We start from the raw sequence: 15,763 nt of genomic DNA, 5'->3' as shown, positions 1-15,763 counted from the left end.
CAGCTGGATGGTCCGCCCTTCAAGCTGATGTAGGAAGTCGGGGGTCGACTTTGAACCGGGAGTACGTCAGTGAGCGCCATGCCGATCGCCCTGCTGCTCACCACGGTCGCCACAGGCGCCGTGGGCGTCGCCGTCCTGCGCACCCTCATGGTGCTGCGCCGGCAGGTGGCGGCGCTGCACACCGAGCTCGCCGCCCAGAACAACGCGGCCGCGGCACGGGGTCTGGTCCCGGCCGCCCGTCTCTCCGTGGACGCGGAGGAGATACGTTCGGCCGTCGCCGAGGCGCTCGCCGAGGAGCGGGAGCGAGAGCTGGCCGAGGCGCGGGCGTTCTGGGCCGCCCAGGAGGCTCGTGACGCCTCCGACGCCCCCTCCCTGCTGGGTCTGCCGGACAGTGAGCTGTTCCTGCCCCGCCAGGCCGATTTCGCGGGCCTGGACCACCTCGAACCGGTGGCCGAGCCGGGCGCCGACGCCGACGAGTTCGCCGGGGACTCCCCCGAACTGGCCGCGGCCCGCCGCCGCCACCCCTCGCACCCCGACTTCGTACCGGTCCAGTCACCGGTCGTGAACGACCACGAGCGCACGGTCGCCACCCTGGAGGAACTCGCTTCCTGCGGTGTCGAGCTGACCGACGTCCGCCCGGGCCCGCTGGGCACCCTCGACGTCTACGTCTTCGCCGACGGTACGACCCTGTGCATGACCCCGGGCCACCGCGAGACCGCGGAGCGTCTGGCCACCGCGCTGCGCACCGGCCGGACGCCGGTCCTGCTCGGCGGCTCGGGCATCTCGGGCGCGTACACGCTGACCTTCGCCTGCGGCGAGGAGACGGTGTACATCCTGGCGGACCGGGTCATCGCGTCCCTCTAGCCGCGCGTGGGCGTCACACCCCCGCCCGGGTCTGCGCCTCCTCCACCAGCCCCACCGCTTCGGCCACTTCGGCCTCGCTGCGCAGCACGACCGCCAGGTCGTGTGCCGCGACGGTGATCTGGTCGGCGACGGCGAACATCCCGGCGTCCGGCATCTCACGCGGTTCGGCGCCGGGTTCCTCGGCGCGTTGGGCCCGTCGTGCGAACTCCCGGGCCAACTCCAGTGCCGCCGCGGCGGCACTGCGCTGCAACCGGCTCTGGGGGGCGGCCCGCAGACGATCGGCGAAGTGATCCACCGCACGGCTCAGAGGCGTCGTATCAACCACGCCGCGAGACTACGCGCTGCCCCGGGACTGTTGCCAACGCGCCAACGCTCAGGCACCGTGACGTGAAGGACCGGCTTACACCCCATTGCGTCCGGAGGCGCCGATGTCCCACGTCCTCTCCGAGGAGACCCACCGCAACATGCTCGCCCGCATCCCCCACTGCACCGGTCGTGAGGTGTCCGACTGGCTGCGCACCGTCGACGAAGGCCCCTCCCTCTTCCGCTTCGAGGAGAAGGTCAGCTGGCTGCGTCACGAATACGACCTGGCGTACGGCCACGCCAAGGCGATCGTCCACGAGTACGACCTGAGGAGGGCAGCGCGCAAACTGCTCTAGGCGCGCACGGAGGGCATGACGAAGGGCCCCGGGCGGGTGCCCGGGGCCCTTCGTCGTCAGGTCTACGACGGCTCGTCGCCGTCGGGGATCTAGTCGTTGCTGTTGAGGATCGCGATGATCCGCAGGAACTCCATGTAAATCCAGACCAGCGTCACCGTCATACCGAAGGCGGCCAGCCAGGCCTCCTCGCGCGGGGCGCCGTACGCGATGCCGTCCTCGACCTGCTTGAAGTCGATGGCGAGGAAGCAGGCGCCGAGGATGATGCCGACGACACCGAAGATGATGCCGAGCGGACCACTGCGGAAGCCGAGACCGTCACCGCCGCCGAAGACCGCGAACAGCAGGTTCACCGCCATCAGCAGGATGAAGCCGAGCGCGGCCGCCATCACGAAGCCGACGAAGCGGCGGTTGACGCGGATCCAGCCGGCCTTGTACGCGATCAGCACGCCGGCGAACACCGCCATCGTGCCGAGCACGGCCTGCATGGCCGCGCCGCTGGCGATGCGGTTGTCGACGATGCTGGAGACCACGCCGAGGAAGACACCCTCGAGACCCGCGTAGGTCAGGATGAGGGCCGGCGAGGCCTTGCGCTTGAACGACTGCACGAACGCCAGCACCATCGCGACCAGCGCGGCGCCGATGCCGATGCCGTACGAACGGCTGATGTTGGCGTCGTCGACCGGCAGCAGCGCCCAGGCGAGCGCGGCCGTGCCGATCAGCAGACCGAGGGTGGTGGCGGTGCGCAGGACGACGTCGTCCATCGTCATACGGCCGGCGGTGGTGACCGGGGCCTGCGGCGCGCCGTGCTGAAGGTCCTGCTGGGCGTACGGGTTCTGCGCGTAGGGGTTGCCGGACGGCTGGGCGTACGGACCGCCCTGCGCGTACGGGTTCCCCTGCGTGCCGACAGCGGGTCCCCCGGCCTGCGGCGCGGTGTTGAAGCCCGCGTAGCCGTTGTCGCGGCTGAACCCCCGTCGCGAGAAGACCGGGTTTCTGCTCCTCATTTCACTCCTCCATGGCCACTCTGCGTGGGCCTTGGCTCAAGAGTAATAGGTAGGCAAAGGATTGACCCTAGTGCTTGGGGAGGATCTTTCCCTCGTCGTGCTGCCCAACACGCTACGCGGATCCCTGATTCCCGGCGGCCGAGGGGGGTCATTCATGACCAAGCCGCGACACGTCCGGAACCGGTAGGAGATCATCCGTTCACCCGAACGGGAATCCGGTGTATCCCTCGGCGAGGTCGCTCTCCGCCGCGCGCGAGCCCGTGATCCGCTCCAGACGGGCGAGCTGGAGGCGCTCCTCGAAGGGGGTGGCCCCGGGGAGCCGGTGCAGCATCGTGGTCATGTCGTAGGAGAACCGCTCGGCCTGCCAGACCCGGCGCAGACAGTCGGCGGAGTAGTCGTCGAGGAGCCGCGGCGAGCCCGTCTCCCTCGCGTACGTCAGCGCCCGCGCGAAGGTGACCACGTCACCGACGGCGAGGTTCAGCCCCTTGGCGCCGGTGGGCGGCACGATGTGGGCGGCGTCCCCGGCGAGGAAGAGCCGGCCGTGCCGCATCGGCTCGTGGACGTAGGAGCGCATCGGGGTGACCGATTTCTGGGTGATGGGCCCGCGGGCGAGCGTCCAGCCGTCGGCGGTCTCCAGGCGCCGCTCCAGCTCGGCCCAGATCTCGTCGTCGGCCCACGCCTCGGCGTCCGTCCCCTCCGGCACCTGGAAATAGAGGCGGGAGACGGTCGGGGAGCGCATCGACAGCAGCGCGAAGCCGCGGTCGTGGCGGGCGTAGACGAGCTCGTCGTGGGAGGGGGCGACGTCGGCGAGGATGCCGAGCCAACCGAAGGGATAGGTTCGTTCGAAGACGCGGGTCGCCTCGGCCGGTATCGCCTTCCTGGCGATCCCCCGAAAGCCGTCGCAGCCGACGACGTAGTCGCACTCCAGGACATCTTCGCGCCCGTCGTGCCGGAAGCGCACGCGCGGGCTGTCGGTACCGGCCCCCTCGACCGCCAGCGCCTGCGCCTCGAACAGCAGCGGGCCGCCCTCTTTCAGCTGGAGGGCGATGAGGTCCTTGCATACCTCCGTCTGGGCGTACACCGTCACCGCCCGGCCGCCGGTCAGGGAGGGGAAGTCGACGCGGTGGCGTCGCCGGGCGAAGCGCAGTTCGATGCCGTCGTGCCGCAGACCCTCGCGGTCCAGGCGTTCCCCGGCGCCGGCCGCGCGCAGCACGTCCACCGTCCCCTGCTCCAGGATCCCGGCCCGCTGCCGCTGTTCGACGTAGGCCCGGTCCCGGCTCTCCAGGACGACCGCGTCGACGCCCGCGTTGCGGAGCAGCCGGGCGAGGAGGAGGCCGGCCGGCCCTGCGCCGATGATGCCGACGGTGGTGCGCATCGGACGTTCCCTTCGGATGGGCGTCGGTGCCGTGTCGCGCGGGTCCGCGGGTCCGTTGGTTCGTCCGATGAAATTTCTTCATCTCACTCGGCCGCGAGTCTGCGCTCCCGCGTGACCGGTGTCAACGGTCCCGCGACGAGACCGTCGATCCGCACCGCGAAAACCGCCCCTGACCTGGGCGGACACCTGCCGGCCCAGACGGCGGTCCGCCGCTCGGATGGTACGTTCCGTCGATCCGGTGTTACCTGGTGCGAGGGGAGAGACCGGAGGGGTGTGAACACCTCGGGGCTAAGGAGATTCTCATATGCGCAGGAACCCGGTCATACGAATTCTGGCTACCGCCCTTCTCACCGGCGGCGCGATCGCGGGAGTGGGAGCGGCCGCAAGCCCGGCCTCGGCCGCGACGGCGCCGAACGGCATCAACGCGGTCTCGCACAACATCCGGACGAACGGCGGCGGCGGCTGCGGATTCGGAGTCGGCTTCAACAACGGCTTCAACCCCTTCTGCGGCGGCGGGTACGGCTTCGGGGGCTACGGGGGCTACGGCTACGGCAACGGCTTCGGAAACATCGGCTACTACCCCTACACCGGCGCCTACGGGTACGGCAGCACCCCCGTGGTGATCATCGTCCGCTGACGCGCCGACGGCGCGGAAGCGGCGAGGGACCGCGGACAGCAACTGGAAGAGGGTCGCCGCGCCGCCGCGCGGCGGCCCTCCGCGGCTGAGGCGACGGCGACAGGCCGTTCCCACGGTTCACTGAACGTGACCGCGGAAGTGCCCGGAACCGGACTCGAACCGGTACGCCCGCGAGGGGCAGCGAGGTTTAAGCTCGCCGTGTCTGCATTCCACCATCCGGGCAGGCCATGGCTCCGCGTCGAGGCCCCGAGCCTATCGGGACGCATCCCTCGAACAGCGGGCGGGCGGACCGATGTTGTCTTATTTTATTGACGTCTGAGGGTGCATCAGCACACGGAACACGCCATCCGCACTTGCCAATAGCGTGGCGTGCGCGCGATGAGCCCGTATGCGGAATGACGGAATTTCACCGCCGGAACAAGGGTGCCCCACCCGTTATTCACGCCCGGCGCGGTCAGGGTCACCCGTCATCCCCAGGTATGACTCGGCGTGGCGTGGTCCGCCCGAAGTCTGCCCCCGGAACCGGAACAGCGGCTGACTACACGACGAGCCGCGGACGCGACGATGGTGCACGTCCCCGATAAACATCGTCGTCCCGCGAGGAGCGCCTTCCCGTGACCACCACACCCGTCGCCGGCCGGACCACCACCGTGGCCGCGCGCGCCACGGAGCTGTCGAAGATCTACGGACACGGCGAGACCCAGGTGGTCGCCCTCGACCGGGTCTCCGTCGACTTCCGGCAGGCCGAGTTCACCGCGATCATGGGCCCGTCCGGCTCCGGCAAGTCCACGCTGATGCACTGCGTGGCCGGTCTGGACACCTTCAGCAGCGGCTCCGTGCGCATCGGCGAGACCGAGCTGGGCTCGCTGAAGGACAAGAAGCTCACCAAGCTGCGCCGGGACAAGATCGGCTTCATCTTCCAGGCGTTCAACCTGCTGCCGACGCTGACGGCCCTGGAGAACATCACCCTTCCCATGGACATCGCCGGCCGCAAGCCGGACCAGGCGTGGCTGGACACCGTGATCCGGATGGTGGGGCTCGCCGACCGGCTCGGCCACCGGCCCTCCCAGCTCTCCGGCGGACAGCAGCAGCGGGTCGCCGTGGCCCGCGCGCTGGCCTCACGGCCGGACATCATCTTCGGCGACGAGCCGACCGGGAACCTCGACTCACGATCCGGCGCCGAGGTGCTGGGCTTCCTGCGCAACTCGGTGCGGGAACTGGGCCAGACCGTGGTGATGGTGACCCACGACCCGGTGGCCGCGGCGTACGCGGACCGGGTGGTGTTCCTGGCGGACGGCCGGATCGTCGACGAGGTGTACGAGCCCACGGCGGACTCGGTGCTCGACCGCATGCGGAACCTTCCCGGCGGAAACCCCCAGAGCCCCGGCCTCGACGCCGAGAGCCTCGCGGGCTGAACCGAGAGCCTCGCGGGCCGACGCCCGCCGTGGCCCCCTGACGCTCCCTCACCCTCGTACACCTGGACTGAGACAACCCATGTTCCGTACCGCCTTGCGCAACGTACTCGCGCACAAGGCCCGGCTCCTCATGACCGTGCTCGCCGTGATGCTCGGCGTGGCGTTCGTGTCGGGGACCCTGGTCTTCACCAACACCATCTCGGACGCCTTCCAGAGGAGCTCCGCCAAGGGCTTCGGCCAGGTCGACGTGGCCGTGCGGCCGGAGGGCCGGAAGGCCGACGGCGACACGCTGAGCAAGACGCCCGAGCTGACGCAGGCCCTGCTCGACCGGAGCGCGCGGGTGCCCGGCGCCGCGTCCGCCGTCGGTGTCGTCAACGGCTTCACCGCCCTCGCCGACAAGGACGGCAAGCTCGTCGGCGGCGGCTTCCAGTCGCAGGGCGGGAACTACTGGGGGCCGAAGGACGCCCGCTATCCGCTGGTCAGCGGGCACGCGCCGCAGGGCGAGGACGAGGTCCTCATCGACTCCGAGACCGCGAAGCGCGCCGGCTACCGGGTCGGCGACACCGTGCGCCTCTCGGTCGACGGCCCGGTGCTGACCCCGACCGTCACCGGCGTCTTCACCACCGACGACGGCAACGTCGCCGCGGGCGGCAGCCTCGCCCTCTTCGACACGGCGAGCGCCCAGCGGCTGTTCGGCAAGACCGGCACGTACGACGAGATCGACGTGACGGCGAAGACGGGCGTCAGCCAGGCGGCGCTCAAGGCCGAACTGGACAAGGCGCTGCCCGCGGACAGCACCGAGACCACCACCGGCCGGCAGCTCGCCGACGACCAGGCCGAGATGATCGCCTCGTCGATGAGCGGGCTGAAGCAGGGGCTGCTGGTCTTCGCCGGGATCGCGCTGTTCGTCGGCACGTTCATCATCGCCAACACCTTCACCATGCTGGTCGCCCAGCGCACCAAGGAACTGGCCCTGCTGCGCGCCGTGGGTGCCTCGCGCCGCCAGATCACCCGGTCCGTGCTGATCGAGGCGTTCGTGGTCGGCGCGGTGGCCGGGGTCACCGGGCTGGTCGCGGGCATCGGCATCGGAGCCGGACTGCGGTCGCTGATGGGCACGCTCGGCGCGACCGTCCCCGACGGACCGCTGGTCGTCTCCCCCGGCACCGTCTACGCGGCCCTCGGGGTCGGCGTCGTCATCACCATGCTCGCCGCGTGGCTGCCGGGCCGCCGGGCCGCGAAGATCCCGCCGGTCGCCGCGATGAGCAGCGTGCACGCGAAGGCGACCACCAGGTCGCTGGTGCTGCGCAACACGATCGGCGCGCTGTTCTCGGCCGCGGGCGTCGCGGTGGTCCTCGCGGCCACCACGATGGACGGCTCCGACGGGCAGGCCCCGATGGGCCTGGGCGCGGTGCTGCTCATCATCGGTGTGTTCATCCTGACGCCGCTGCTGTCCCGGCCGCTGATCGCGGCCACGGCCCCGGTGCTGCGCGCGTTCGGGGTGGCGGGCAAGCTGGCCCGCCAGAACTCGGTGCGCAACCCCCGCCGTACGGCGGCCACGGCCTCCGCGCTGATGATCGGGCTCACCCTCATCACCGGGATGACGGTGATGGCGGGCAGCCTCCAGCACGCAATCGACAAGATGGCGTCGTCCGCGATCAAGGCCGACTACATGGTGTCGATGGCGAACGGCAACTCCCTCTCCCCGGAGGTCGGCGAGAAGCTGAAGGCCACCGACGGGGTGACCGACACCAGCCCGCTGCGCAACGCGCCCGCCCGCATCGAGGGCGAGACCGAGTTCCTGACCGGTGTCGACGGCTCCGCCATCGGCAGGCTGACCGCGCTGACGCTGGACAGCGGCGCCTTCGAGGTCGGCGGCACGCGGGTCGTGGTCGACGACGACACGGCCAGGTCGCACGGCTGGAAGGCCGGCTCGGACTTCACCGTCGGATACGAGGACGGCAAGAAGCAGCGGCTGAGCGTCGCCGGGGTCTACCAGGCCAACGAGATGATGCGCGGCATCATGCTCGACAACGCCACGCTCGCCCCGCACCAGTCGGACCCGACCGACATGCAGGTCATGGTGAAGATGTCCGACGGCGCGTCCGACGCCACCAAGGACCGCCTGGAGAAGGCCCTCGGCTCCAATCCGGCCATCAAGGTGCAGAGCAAGAAGGACATCTCCGAGGAGATCGCGCAGATGTTCACGCTGATGCTGAACATGCTCTACGGCCTGCTCGCCATGGCGGTGATCGTCGCCGTCCTCGGTGTCATCAACACCCTGGCCATGTCGGTCTTCGAGCGCTCCCAGGAGATCGGGATGCTCCGCGCGATCGGCCTCGACCGCAAGAACATCAAGCGGATGGTCCGGCTGGAGTCCCTGGTCATCTCGCTCTTCGGCGGCGTGCTCGGCATCGGTCTGGGCGTGTTCTTCGGCTGGGCGGCCGGTGAGCTGCTGGGCACGAGGATGACGACGTACGAGCTGGTCCTGCCGTGGGCGAGGATGGCGGTGTTCCTGCTGCTGGCCGCGACGGTCGGCGTGCTGGCGGCGCTGTGGCCAGCCCGGCGGGCGGCCCGCCTGAACATGCTGGCGGCGATCAAGTCGGAGTAGCGGCAGCAGCGGTACGCCGTACGTGTGAGAGGGGCCCCGTTCCGGTGCGGAACGGGGCCCCTCTCACGTCGTGCGGTCAGTTCCAGACGCGGGCCCTGAGCGGCATCCGGGAGGTGCCCGACTCGGGGGTGCGGACCGCCAGGACCTGGTTGACGCCGATGCGGTTGCGTTCGAAGGACACCGCGGAGGCCGCCATGTACAGGCGCCAGACGCGGGCGCGTCCCGGTCCGGTGAGCCGCGCCGCCCGGTCCCAGTCGGCCTCCAGGTTGGCGACCCAGCGGCGCAGGGTGAGGGCGTAGTGCTCACGGATCGACTCGACGTCGCGGACCTCGAAGCCCGCCCGTTCCAGCTGGGTGACCGTGGTGCCGAGGGGGGCGAGTTCGCCGTCCGGGAAGACGTAGGCGTCGATGAACTCGTCCACCTCGTAGGACGATTCGTCTCGGTGCGGGCGGCGGGCGATCTGGTGGTTGAGGAGCCGGCCGCCCGGCTTCAGCAGGGCGTGGAGGTTCTCGGCGTACTCCAGATAGCGCTCGGCGCCGACGTGTTCGGCCATGCCGATGGAGGAGATCGCGTCGTAGGGGCCGTCGCGGACGTCCCGGTAGTCCTGGACGCGGATCTCCACCCGGTCCGTCAGGCCCTCCTCGGCGACGCGCTTGCGGGCGTAGGCGGCCTGTTCCTGGGAGAGCGTGACGCCGACGACGCTCACGCCGTGCTCGCGGGCCGCGTGGACGGCCATGGCGCCCCAGCCGCAGCCGACGTCGAGCAGTCGCTGCCCGGCGGTCAGGCCGAGCTTGCGGCAGACGAGTTCGAGCTTGTCGCGCTGGGCGTCCTCGAGGGCGGCGGCCGGCGCGGAGGACTCCCAGTACGCGCACGAGTAGACCATCGACGGGCCGAGGACGATCTCGTAGAAGTCGTTGCCGACGTCGTAGTGGTGGCTGATGGCGTGCCGGTCGGTGCGCCGGGTGTGCAGATGCAGATGACCGCGGGGTCTGCGGACCTCCTCGCGGGGCGGGGCGGGCGGCAGCGCGGGGCCGGCGAGCTTGACCAGGCCGCGCACGGCGGCGCGCACCTGGGGCTCGCGCAGGGCCTGGGCGAGGGTCCTGGCGTCGTCGCCGCGCTCCCAGAACAGGCCGGAGAGCGCGTCCAGCGCGCTGTACAGATCGCCCTCGACGTCGAGGTCCCCGGCGACCCAGGCGCGGGCCAGTCCCAACTCGCCCGGTTTCCACAGCAGTCGGCGCAGCGCGCGCCGGTTGCGTACGACCAGCGTCGGGGCACCCGGCGGACCCGCCTGCGAACCGTCCCAGGCGCGAATGCGCATCGGGAGAGGTTCCCCCAGCAACTGTTCGACGAAGCCCTTGAGCCGCAGCGCGGCGTCAGCCATGGCGCACACCTCCGTGAGAGCCGATCCCGGATGTCCGGACACCACGTAAACATCAGCGTGCCCGCGGCGCAGTCCCGCATTGGAGTTACAAACAGGCAAAGTGGATGTAGCCAACATCAATATCGTCGGGCTCCGGGCCGCGTGCGAAGAGCGCGCGGCGGGCGCCGCGGCGGGCACGTGGGCGGACGCCGAAGGGGCCGTCCGCACCACGGATGGCGGACGGCCCCTTCGGGGATGGTTCGGTGACCGCAGGTCAGGAGGCCTTGGCCTTCTCCCCGGTCTTCCCCGCCCGCTCGGCCTGTGCGGCCTTCGGCGCGGCGGCGACCGGGGCCGGCTTGGCGGCCTCGTAGAACTCCTCGCGCGGGGTCTCCAGCGCGCCGAGCGCGACGACCTCGCGCTTGAGGAACATGGCGAGCGTCCAGTCGGCGAAGACCCGGATCTTGCGGTTCCAGGTCGGCATGGCCAGACCGTGGTAGCCACGGTGCATGTACCAGGCGAGACGGCCCTTGACCTTGATCTTCATCTTGCCCATGACGATCATCGCGACGCCCTTGTGCAGGCCGAGGCCCGCCACCGCACCCTTGTTGGAGTGCGAGTACTCCGCCTGCGGGAAGCCCCGCATGCCGGAGACCACGTTGTCGCCGAGGACCTTGGCCTGACGCAGCGCGTGCTGGGCGTTCGGTGGGCACCAGGCGTTCTCGACACCGGCCTTGCGGGCGGCGACGTCGGGCACCTGGGCGTTGTCGCCCGCGGCCCAGATGTAGTCGGTGCCCTGGACCTGGAGGGTCGGCGCGCAGTCGACGTGACCGCGGGGACCCAGCGGCAGGCCGTAGCGGGACAGGACCGGGTTCGGCTTGACGCCGGCCGTCCACACGATCGTGTGGGAGTCGACCTCGAGGCCGTTCTTCAGCACCACGTGACCGTCGACGCAGGAGTCCATCGAGGTGGAGAGGTAGATCTCCACACCGCGGCTCTCCAGGTGCTCCTTGCCGTACTGGCCGAGCTTGGGGCCGACCTCGGGAAGGATCTTGTCGGCGGCGTCGACGAGGATGAAGCGCATGTCCTCGCGGGACACGTTCTTGTAGTACTTGGCCGCGTCCCGGGCCATGTCCTCGACCTCACCGATGGTCTCCGCGCCGGCGAAACCGCCGCCGATGAAGACGAAGGTGAGCGCCTTGCGGCGGATCTCCTCGTCGGTGGTGGAGTCGGCCTTGTCGAGCTGCTCGAGGACGTGGTTGCGCAGGCCGATGGCCTCCTCGATGCCCTTCATGCCGATGCCCTGTTCGGCGAGGCCGGGGATCGGGAAGGTGCGGGAGACCGCGCCGAGGGCGACGACCAGGTAGTCGAAGGGCAGCTCGTACGCCTCGCCGACCAGCGGGGCGATCGTGGCGACCTTGCGGTCCTGATCGATGGTGGTGACCCGGCCGGTGAGAACCTCCGCCTTGGGCAGCACGCGTCGCAACGGGACGACGACGTGGCGCGGGGAGATGCTGCCGGCGGCGGTTTCGGGGAGGAAGGGCTGGTAGGTCATGTACGACCGGGGGTCGACGACCGTGACGGTCGCCTCGCCGTAGCGCATCTTCTTGAGAATGCGCCGAGCTGCGTACAGGCCTACGTACCCACCGCCTACTACGAGGATCCTGGGACGCTCCGTGGTGCTCATGGGATCGAGTATCCACCCGCCCCTGGGGGGTCGCTCGTGCGCCCCTTCACAAGCTTCGGTGAGGGGTGTGCTATCCTCCGCGACTCACCTGATCCGGATCGTGGCGGCGACCGGAAACCGGTGTCCGGGATGGACCGTTGTCAATGCCGTGTGAGCTGCCACTCCGGGTGTTCGGACACCCTGCGGACCCCCCGCGGGAGACGCGCCCGACACCCGCGCGAAACCCCCTCGACATGCTCCACTGAGCGGGCCCACCGGGCTGTTGAGCCCCCTGAAGGGCCAACCGGGGGCCCCTGATCCACCGACACGGCCCAATTCCTTGTGAAGAACTTCACGAAGTTTCGCGCCGAGGTGTCCCCCACGTGGGTCACACGACCCCCCGGACCCGCTCATACGTCGTCGGACCTGCTCAGCGGAGTGCCGCCGAGCAGGTCCCGAAGCCGGCCTACGCCACGGACCAGGCGATCCCGTCGAGGATGTCGTGCTCGCTCACCACGACCTCCTCGGCCCCGATCCGCTCCATGATCGAGAGCAGTACGAGGGCGCCCGCCCCGATCACGTCCACCCGGCCCGGGTGCATCGAGGGGATCGCCGCGCGCTCGGCGTGGGTGGAGCGCAGCAGCCACTCGGTGATCTCGCGGACCCGGTCGCGGGAGACGCGGGAGTGGTGGATGGCGACCGAGTCGTAGGCGGGCAGTTCCTGCGCGATCGCCGACACGGTGGTGACGGAGCCGGCCAGGCCGACCAGGGTGTGCGCCTCCCGCAGCGGGACCGTCTCCTCCGCGAGGTCGAGGGCCGCCTCGATGTCGGCGCGCATGGCGGCGATCTGCTCCTCGGTGGGCGGGTCGGTGACGGCCCCGTCCCGGACCAGGTGCCGCTCGGTCATCCGTACGCAGCCGATGTCGACCGAGCGGGCGGCGCGCACCGCGGCGCCGCCGACGACGAACTCGGTGGAGCCGCCGCCGATGTCCACGACCAGGTAGGGCCGGGCGAGGTCGTCGCGCCCGGTCAGTTCCCGGGTGGCACCGGTGAAGGAGAACTCGGCCTCCTGGTCGCCGGAGATGACCTCCGGTTCGACACCGAGGATGTCCAGCACCCCGCGCACGAAGTCGTCGCGGTTCTCGGCGTCCCGGGAGGCGGAGGTGGCCACGAAGCGGAGGCGCTCGGCGCCGTGCTCCTTGACGACCTCCGCGTACGCGCGGCAGGCGGCGAAGGTGCGCTCCAGCGCCTCGGGGGCCAGCCGGCCGGTGCGGTCCACGCCCTGGCCGAGGCGGACGATGGTCATCCGCCGGTCCAGGTCGACCAGCTCGCCCGTCTCCGGGTCGGCGTCGGCCACCAGGAGCCGGATGGAGTTCGTACCGCAGTCGATGGCGGCGACCCGGGTCACTGGCCGGCCTCCCCGGACCCGGCGGACCCGGCGGACCGACCGGGCTCGGCGGACTCGACCGCCCCGAACGCGTCGTGGCCGGCGGCGGCGCCCTCTCCGGTCGTCCCCGCCTGCCCCTCCTCGCCGGACGGCGGCACGGCCGGGGTCACACAGGCACCCTTGCTCCACCACCGCGGCAGCATCGCGAGCGCCTCGTCGCCGAGCGGGTTCACACCCGGTCCGGCCGCCAGCGAGTGCGCGACCAGGACGTGCAGGCACTTCACCCGGTCCGGCATGCCGCCGGCGCTCGGGAAGCCCGTCAGCTCCTCGATCTCGTCCCGCCGGCGGACGTAGTCCTCGTGCGCCGCGCGGTACGCGTCGGCCAGCTCCGGGTCGGTCTCCAGCCGGGCCGTCATCTCCTTCATCACGCCGTTCGCCTCCAGCGTGCCGATCGCCCCGGAGGCCTTGGGGCACGTCAGGTAGTACAGCGTCGGGAAGGGCGTGCCGTCGGGCAGGCGGGGCGCCGTCTCGACGACGTCCGGCTGTCCGCACGGGCACCGGTGCGCGATGGCGCGCAGCCCGCGCGGCGGCCGCCCGAGCTGCTGCTTGAAGGCCTCGACGTCCGCGTCGGTGGGCTCGGTGCGCGGGGTGGGCGGCGGGGGCGTTTCCATGCCTGTCTCTTCTATCCGTTCACTGGTCTGAGGCGTCGGACTTGTCGACTCCGTCCCAGACGTTCGAGTACCAGGGGCGGTGGGCCGCCCCCAGGGGGGCGCGCGACTGCTTGACCGCGTCCGGGTCGATCACCACGTAACCGGTCTCCCCGGGCATCACGTAGTGCAGCCGCTGCCGGATCTGCTGCTCGGCGTACGCGTCGTCCTGCCAGCGTGCCTTGAGGTCGCGCAGTTGCTCCACGCGCTCACTGGCCTGCTGCTTCTGCCGCCGCATGTCGGCGATCTCGGCGCGCTGGGAGACGTACTGCCTTATGGGATAGGCGAGGGCCACGATCAGCGAGCACAGGACGAGGGCGAGCAGCGCGGCCCGGCCGGTGAGCCGGGAGCGGCGGGCCTGGCGTCTGGTCTGGGAGCGGTAGACCCGCGCCGCCGTCTGCTCGCCGAGCAGCCGCAGTCTGGTCGCGGTGGAGAAACGGTCCCGGTCCTTCACGGCCATCTGGCTCTCCGCCTCCCCTTCGCACCCGTCACACGCGCGTACGTCCCCGGACACGGTACGGGACCGAGTACGGGGACGTACGTACGACGCTTCCCAAGCGCCGGCGCTCAGCCCCTCGGAGCGGGGGAACGCCGAGCGCGGGGCGTCAGCCCTTGAAGCGGGGGAACGCGCTGCGGCCGGCGTACACCGCGGCGTCGTCGAGGATCTCCTCGATGCGCAGCAGCTGGTTGTACTTGGCGACGCGGTCCGAGCGGGCCGGGGCGCCGGTCTTGATCTGACCGCAGTTCACGGCGACCGCGAGGTCGGCGATGGTGACGTCCTCGGTCTCGCCGGAGCGGTGGGACATCATGCACTTGAAGCCGTTGCGCTGGGCCATCTCGACGGCGTCCAGGGTCTCGGTCAGCGAACCGATCTGGTTGACCTTGACGAGCAGGGCGTTGGCGGAGCCCTCCTCGATGCCGCGGGCCAGGCGCTCCGGGTTGGTGACGAAGAGGTCGTCGCCGACGATCTGGACCTTGTCGCCCAGCTTGTCGGTGATGACCTTCCAGCCGGCCCAGTCGTCCTCGTACAGCGGGTCCTCGATGGAGACGAGCGGATACGCGGAGACGAGCTCCTCGTAGTACTCGGTCATCTCGGCGGCCGAGCGGGACTTGCCCTCGAACTCGTACTTGCCGTCCTTGTAGAACTCGGACGCGGCGACGTCGAGCGCGAGCGCGATCTGCTCGCCGGGGACGTAACCGGCCTGCTTGATGGCCTCGATGATGAGGTCGAGGGCGGCGCGGTTGGACTCCAGGTTCGGGGCGAAGCCGCCCTCGTCGCCCAGGCCGGTGGACAGGCCCTTGGTCTTCAGCACCTTCTTGAGGGTGTGGTAGACCTCGGCGCCCCAGCGCAGCGCCTCGGAGAAGGACTCCGCGCCGATCGGGGCGATCATGAACTCCTGGATGTCCACGTTGGAGTCGGCGTGCGAGCCGCCGTTCAGGATGTTCATCATCGGAACGGGCAGCAGGTGCGCGTTCGGGCCGCCCAGGTAGCGGAACAGCGGCAGGTCGCTGGCCTCGGACGCGGCGTGCGCGACGGCGAGGGAGACGCCGAGGATGGCGTTGGCGCCCAGCGAGCCCTTGTTGTCGGTGGCGTCCAGGTCGAACATCGCCTGGTCGATCAGGCGCTGCTCGGTGGCGTCGTAGCCGACGAGCTCCGGGCCGATCTGCTCGATGACGGCGAGGACCGCCTTCTCGACACCCTTGCCCTGGTAACGGTTGGGGTCGCCGTCACGGAGCTCGATGGCCTCGAAGGCACCGGTGGAGGCGCCGGACGGAACGGCGGCACGACCCGTGCTGCCGTCGTCGAGGCCGACCTCGACCTCGACCGTGGGGTTGCCTCGGGAGTCCAGGATTTCCCGGGCTACGACGACGTCGATGGACGGCACGAGCATCTCCTTCTGGGATGTGACGCGAGCTACGCCGGGCCGGGGGGCCCGGTGGTGCGCGGGCCTGTGGTGGCCACGCGGGACTGAGCCTAACCGCCTCCGGGCGATCGGCCGGCCTTCGACCGCCCCGGGCGCGGAACCGAGAGTAAATTGTTTCCGAACGGAACAAAGCCGGATCACAAAAATCCCCGCTCCGGTGCG

Annotated in this window: 14 protein-coding genes and 1 tRNA gene; 5 read left to right on the top strand and 10 right to left on the bottom strand. The window is 70.6% G+C overall.

All coding sequences use genetic code 11. The features are described from left to right. Positions 1-78 precede the first annotated feature (78 nt). Positions 79-864, top strand: a complete 786-nt coding sequence (locus ACWCQK_RS25745) for a hypothetical protein (protein ID WP_451158810.1) — start codon at positions 79-81, stop codon at positions 862-864. 13 nt (positions 865-877) lie between these two features. Here ACWCQK_RS25745 and ACWCQK_RS25740 read toward each other — a convergent pair whose 3' ends face one another. Then, complete coding sequence (locus ACWCQK_RS25740; protein WP_451158684.1) at positions 878-1,189, bottom strand: hypothetical protein; 312 nt, start codon at positions 1,187-1,189, stop codon at positions 878-880. A gap of 103 nt (positions 1,190-1,292) precedes the next feature. Here ACWCQK_RS25740 and ACWCQK_RS25735 point away from each other — a divergent pair, with 103 nt between their 5' ends. Next, positions 1,293-1,523, top strand: coding sequence for a DUF4287 domain-containing protein (locus tag ACWCQK_RS25735; RefSeq protein WP_152890507.1), 231 nt, complete (start codon positions 1,293-1,295; stop codon positions 1,521-1,523). Positions 1,524-1,612: 89 nt separating this feature from the next. On the opposite strand, the gene ACWCQK_RS25730 is transcribed toward ACWCQK_RS25735, so the two are convergent. Together ACWCQK_RS25730 and ACWCQK_RS25725 are read right to left on the bottom strand one after the other, a co-directional pair. Further along, positions 1,613-2,524 (bottom strand): Bax inhibitor-1/YccA family protein, encoded by a 912-nt coding sequence (locus ACWCQK_RS25730; protein ID WP_451158682.1) that lies wholly within the window; start codon positions 2,522-2,524, stop codon positions 1,613-1,615. A 199-nt stretch (positions 2,525-2,723) separates the two neighbouring features. Beyond that, positions 2,724-3,899, bottom strand: a complete 1,176-nt coding sequence (locus tag ACWCQK_RS25725) for a 4-hydroxybenzoate 3-monooxygenase (RefSeq protein ID WP_451158680.1) — start codon at positions 3,897-3,899, stop codon at positions 2,724-2,726. A gap of 304 nt (positions 3,900-4,203) precedes the next feature. On the opposite strand from ACWCQK_RS25725, the gene ACWCQK_RS25720 reads away from it, so the two are divergent. After that, on the top strand, positions 4,204-4,536 hold the full coding sequence (locus ACWCQK_RS25720; RefSeq protein WP_451158678.1) for a hypothetical protein: 333 nt from the start codon (positions 4,204-4,206) through the stop codon (positions 4,534-4,536). Positions 4,537-4,675: 139 nt separating this feature from the next. Here ACWCQK_RS25720 and ACWCQK_RS25715 read toward each other — a convergent pair. Then, positions 4,676-4,758 (bottom strand) — tRNA-Leu (locus tag ACWCQK_RS25715). A 392-nt stretch (positions 4,759-5,150) separates the two neighbouring features. Between ACWCQK_RS25715 and ACWCQK_RS25710 the strand changes: the two genes are divergently transcribed. Both ACWCQK_RS25710 and ACWCQK_RS25705 read left to right on the top strand, forming a co-directional pair. Then, a complete protein-coding gene (locus ACWCQK_RS25710; RefSeq protein WP_451158676.1) occupies positions 5,151-5,951 on the top strand; it encodes an ABC transporter ATP-binding protein in 801 nt (266 codons plus the stop codon). 79 nt (positions 5,952-6,030) lie between these two features. Beyond that, positions 6,031-8,559, top strand: coding sequence for an ABC transporter permease (locus tag ACWCQK_RS25705; protein WP_451158674.1), 2,529 nt, complete (start codon positions 6,031-6,033; stop codon positions 8,557-8,559). A 76-nt stretch (positions 8,560-8,635) separates the two neighbouring features. Here the strand turns inward: ACWCQK_RS25705 and ACWCQK_RS25700 are convergent, their stop codons facing one another. The 6 genes from ACWCQK_RS25700 to eno all read right to left on the bottom strand — a co-directional run bounded on the left by ACWCQK_RS25700 (position 8,636) and on the right by eno (position 15,568). Further along, entirely contained in the window at positions 8,636-9,940 is a 1,305-nt protein-coding gene (locus tag ACWCQK_RS25700; protein ID WP_451158672.1) for a class I SAM-dependent methyltransferase, read from the bottom strand. A gap of 253 nt (positions 9,941-10,193) precedes the next feature. Then, a complete protein-coding gene (locus ACWCQK_RS25695; RefSeq protein ID WP_451158670.1) occupies positions 10,194-11,603 on the bottom strand; it encodes an NAD(P)/FAD-dependent oxidoreductase in 1,410 nt (469 codons plus the stop codon). A 445-nt stretch (positions 11,604-12,048) separates the two neighbouring features. Continuing rightward, positions 12,049-12,990 (bottom strand): Ppx/GppA phosphatase family protein, encoded by a 942-nt coding sequence (locus ACWCQK_RS25690; RefSeq protein ID WP_451158668.1) that lies wholly within the window; start codon positions 12,988-12,990, stop codon positions 12,049-12,051. Next, the gene (locus ACWCQK_RS25685; RefSeq protein WP_451158666.1) at positions 12,987-13,640 is read right to left on the bottom strand and encodes a DUF501 domain-containing protein; all 654 of its coding nucleotides are present in this window, start codon (positions 13,638-13,640) and stop codon (positions 12,987-12,989) included. The genes ACWCQK_RS25690 and ACWCQK_RS25685 overlap by 4 nt, the downstream gene beginning before the upstream one ends. A 19-nt stretch (positions 13,641-13,659) precedes the next feature. Continuing rightward, positions 13,660-14,136 carry an FtsB family cell division protein gene (locus ACWCQK_RS25680; protein ID WP_451158664.1) on the bottom strand — a complete coding sequence of 159 codons (477 nt, stop codon included), beginning with the start codon at positions 14,134-14,136 and terminating at the stop codon, positions 13,660-13,662. A 145-nt stretch (positions 14,137-14,281) separates the two neighbouring features. Further along, entirely contained in the window at positions 14,282-15,568 is a 1,287-nt protein-coding gene (eno, locus tag ACWCQK_RS25675) for a phosphopyruvate hydratase (protein ID WP_327429282.1), read from the bottom strand. Between the last annotated feature and the right edge of the window lie 195 nt (positions 15,569-15,763).

The organism is Streptomyces sp. NPDC002306 (assembly GCF_053593435.1).
This window is presented reverse-complemented; position numbering and strand designations above follow the sequence as displayed.

Excerpts from the sequence above, each read along its gene's own strand:
- ACWCQK_RS25700 (WP_451158672.1), bottom strand. The coding sequence starts at position 9,940 with ATGGCTGACGCCGCGCTGCGGCTCAAGGGCTTCGTCGAACAGTTGCTG.
- ACWCQK_RS25730 (WP_451158682.1), bottom strand. The coding sequence starts at position 2,524 with ATGAGGAGCAGAAACCCGGTCTTCTCGCGACGGGGGTTCAGCCGCGAC.
- ACWCQK_RS25705 (WP_451158674.1), top strand. The coding sequence starts at position 6,031 with ATGTTCCGTACCGCCTTGCGCAACGTACTCGCGCACAAGGCCCGGCTC.
- ACWCQK_RS25735 (WP_152890507.1), top strand. The coding sequence starts at position 1,293 with ATGTCCCACGTCCTCTCCGAGGAGACCCACCGCAACATGCTCGCCCGC.
- ACWCQK_RS25720 (WP_451158678.1), top strand. The coding sequence starts at position 4,204 with ATGCGCAGGAACCCGGTCATACGAATTCTGGCTACCGCCCTTCTCACC.
- ACWCQK_RS25745 (WP_451158810.1), top strand. The coding sequence starts at position 79 with ATGCCGATCGCCCTGCTGCTCACCACGGTCGCCACAGGCGCCGTGGGC.
- ACWCQK_RS25680 (WP_451158664.1), bottom strand. The coding sequence starts at position 14,136 with ATGGCCGTGAAGGACCGGGACCGTTTCTCCACCGCGACCAGACTGCGG.
- ACWCQK_RS25695 (WP_451158670.1), bottom strand. The coding sequence starts at position 11,603 with ATGAGCACCACGGAGCGTCCCAGGATCCTCGTAGTAGGCGGTGGGTAC.
- eno (WP_327429282.1), bottom strand. The coding sequence starts at position 15,568 with ATGCTCGTGCCGTCCATCGACGTCGTCGTAGCCCGGGAAATCCTGGAC.
- ACWCQK_RS25685 (WP_451158666.1), bottom strand. The coding sequence starts at position 13,640 with ATGGAAACGCCCCCGCCGCCCACCCCGCGCACCGAGCCCACCGACGCG.
- ACWCQK_RS25725 (WP_451158680.1), bottom strand. The coding sequence starts at position 3,899 with ATGCGCACCACCGTCGGCATCATCGGCGCAGGGCCGGCCGGCCTCCTC.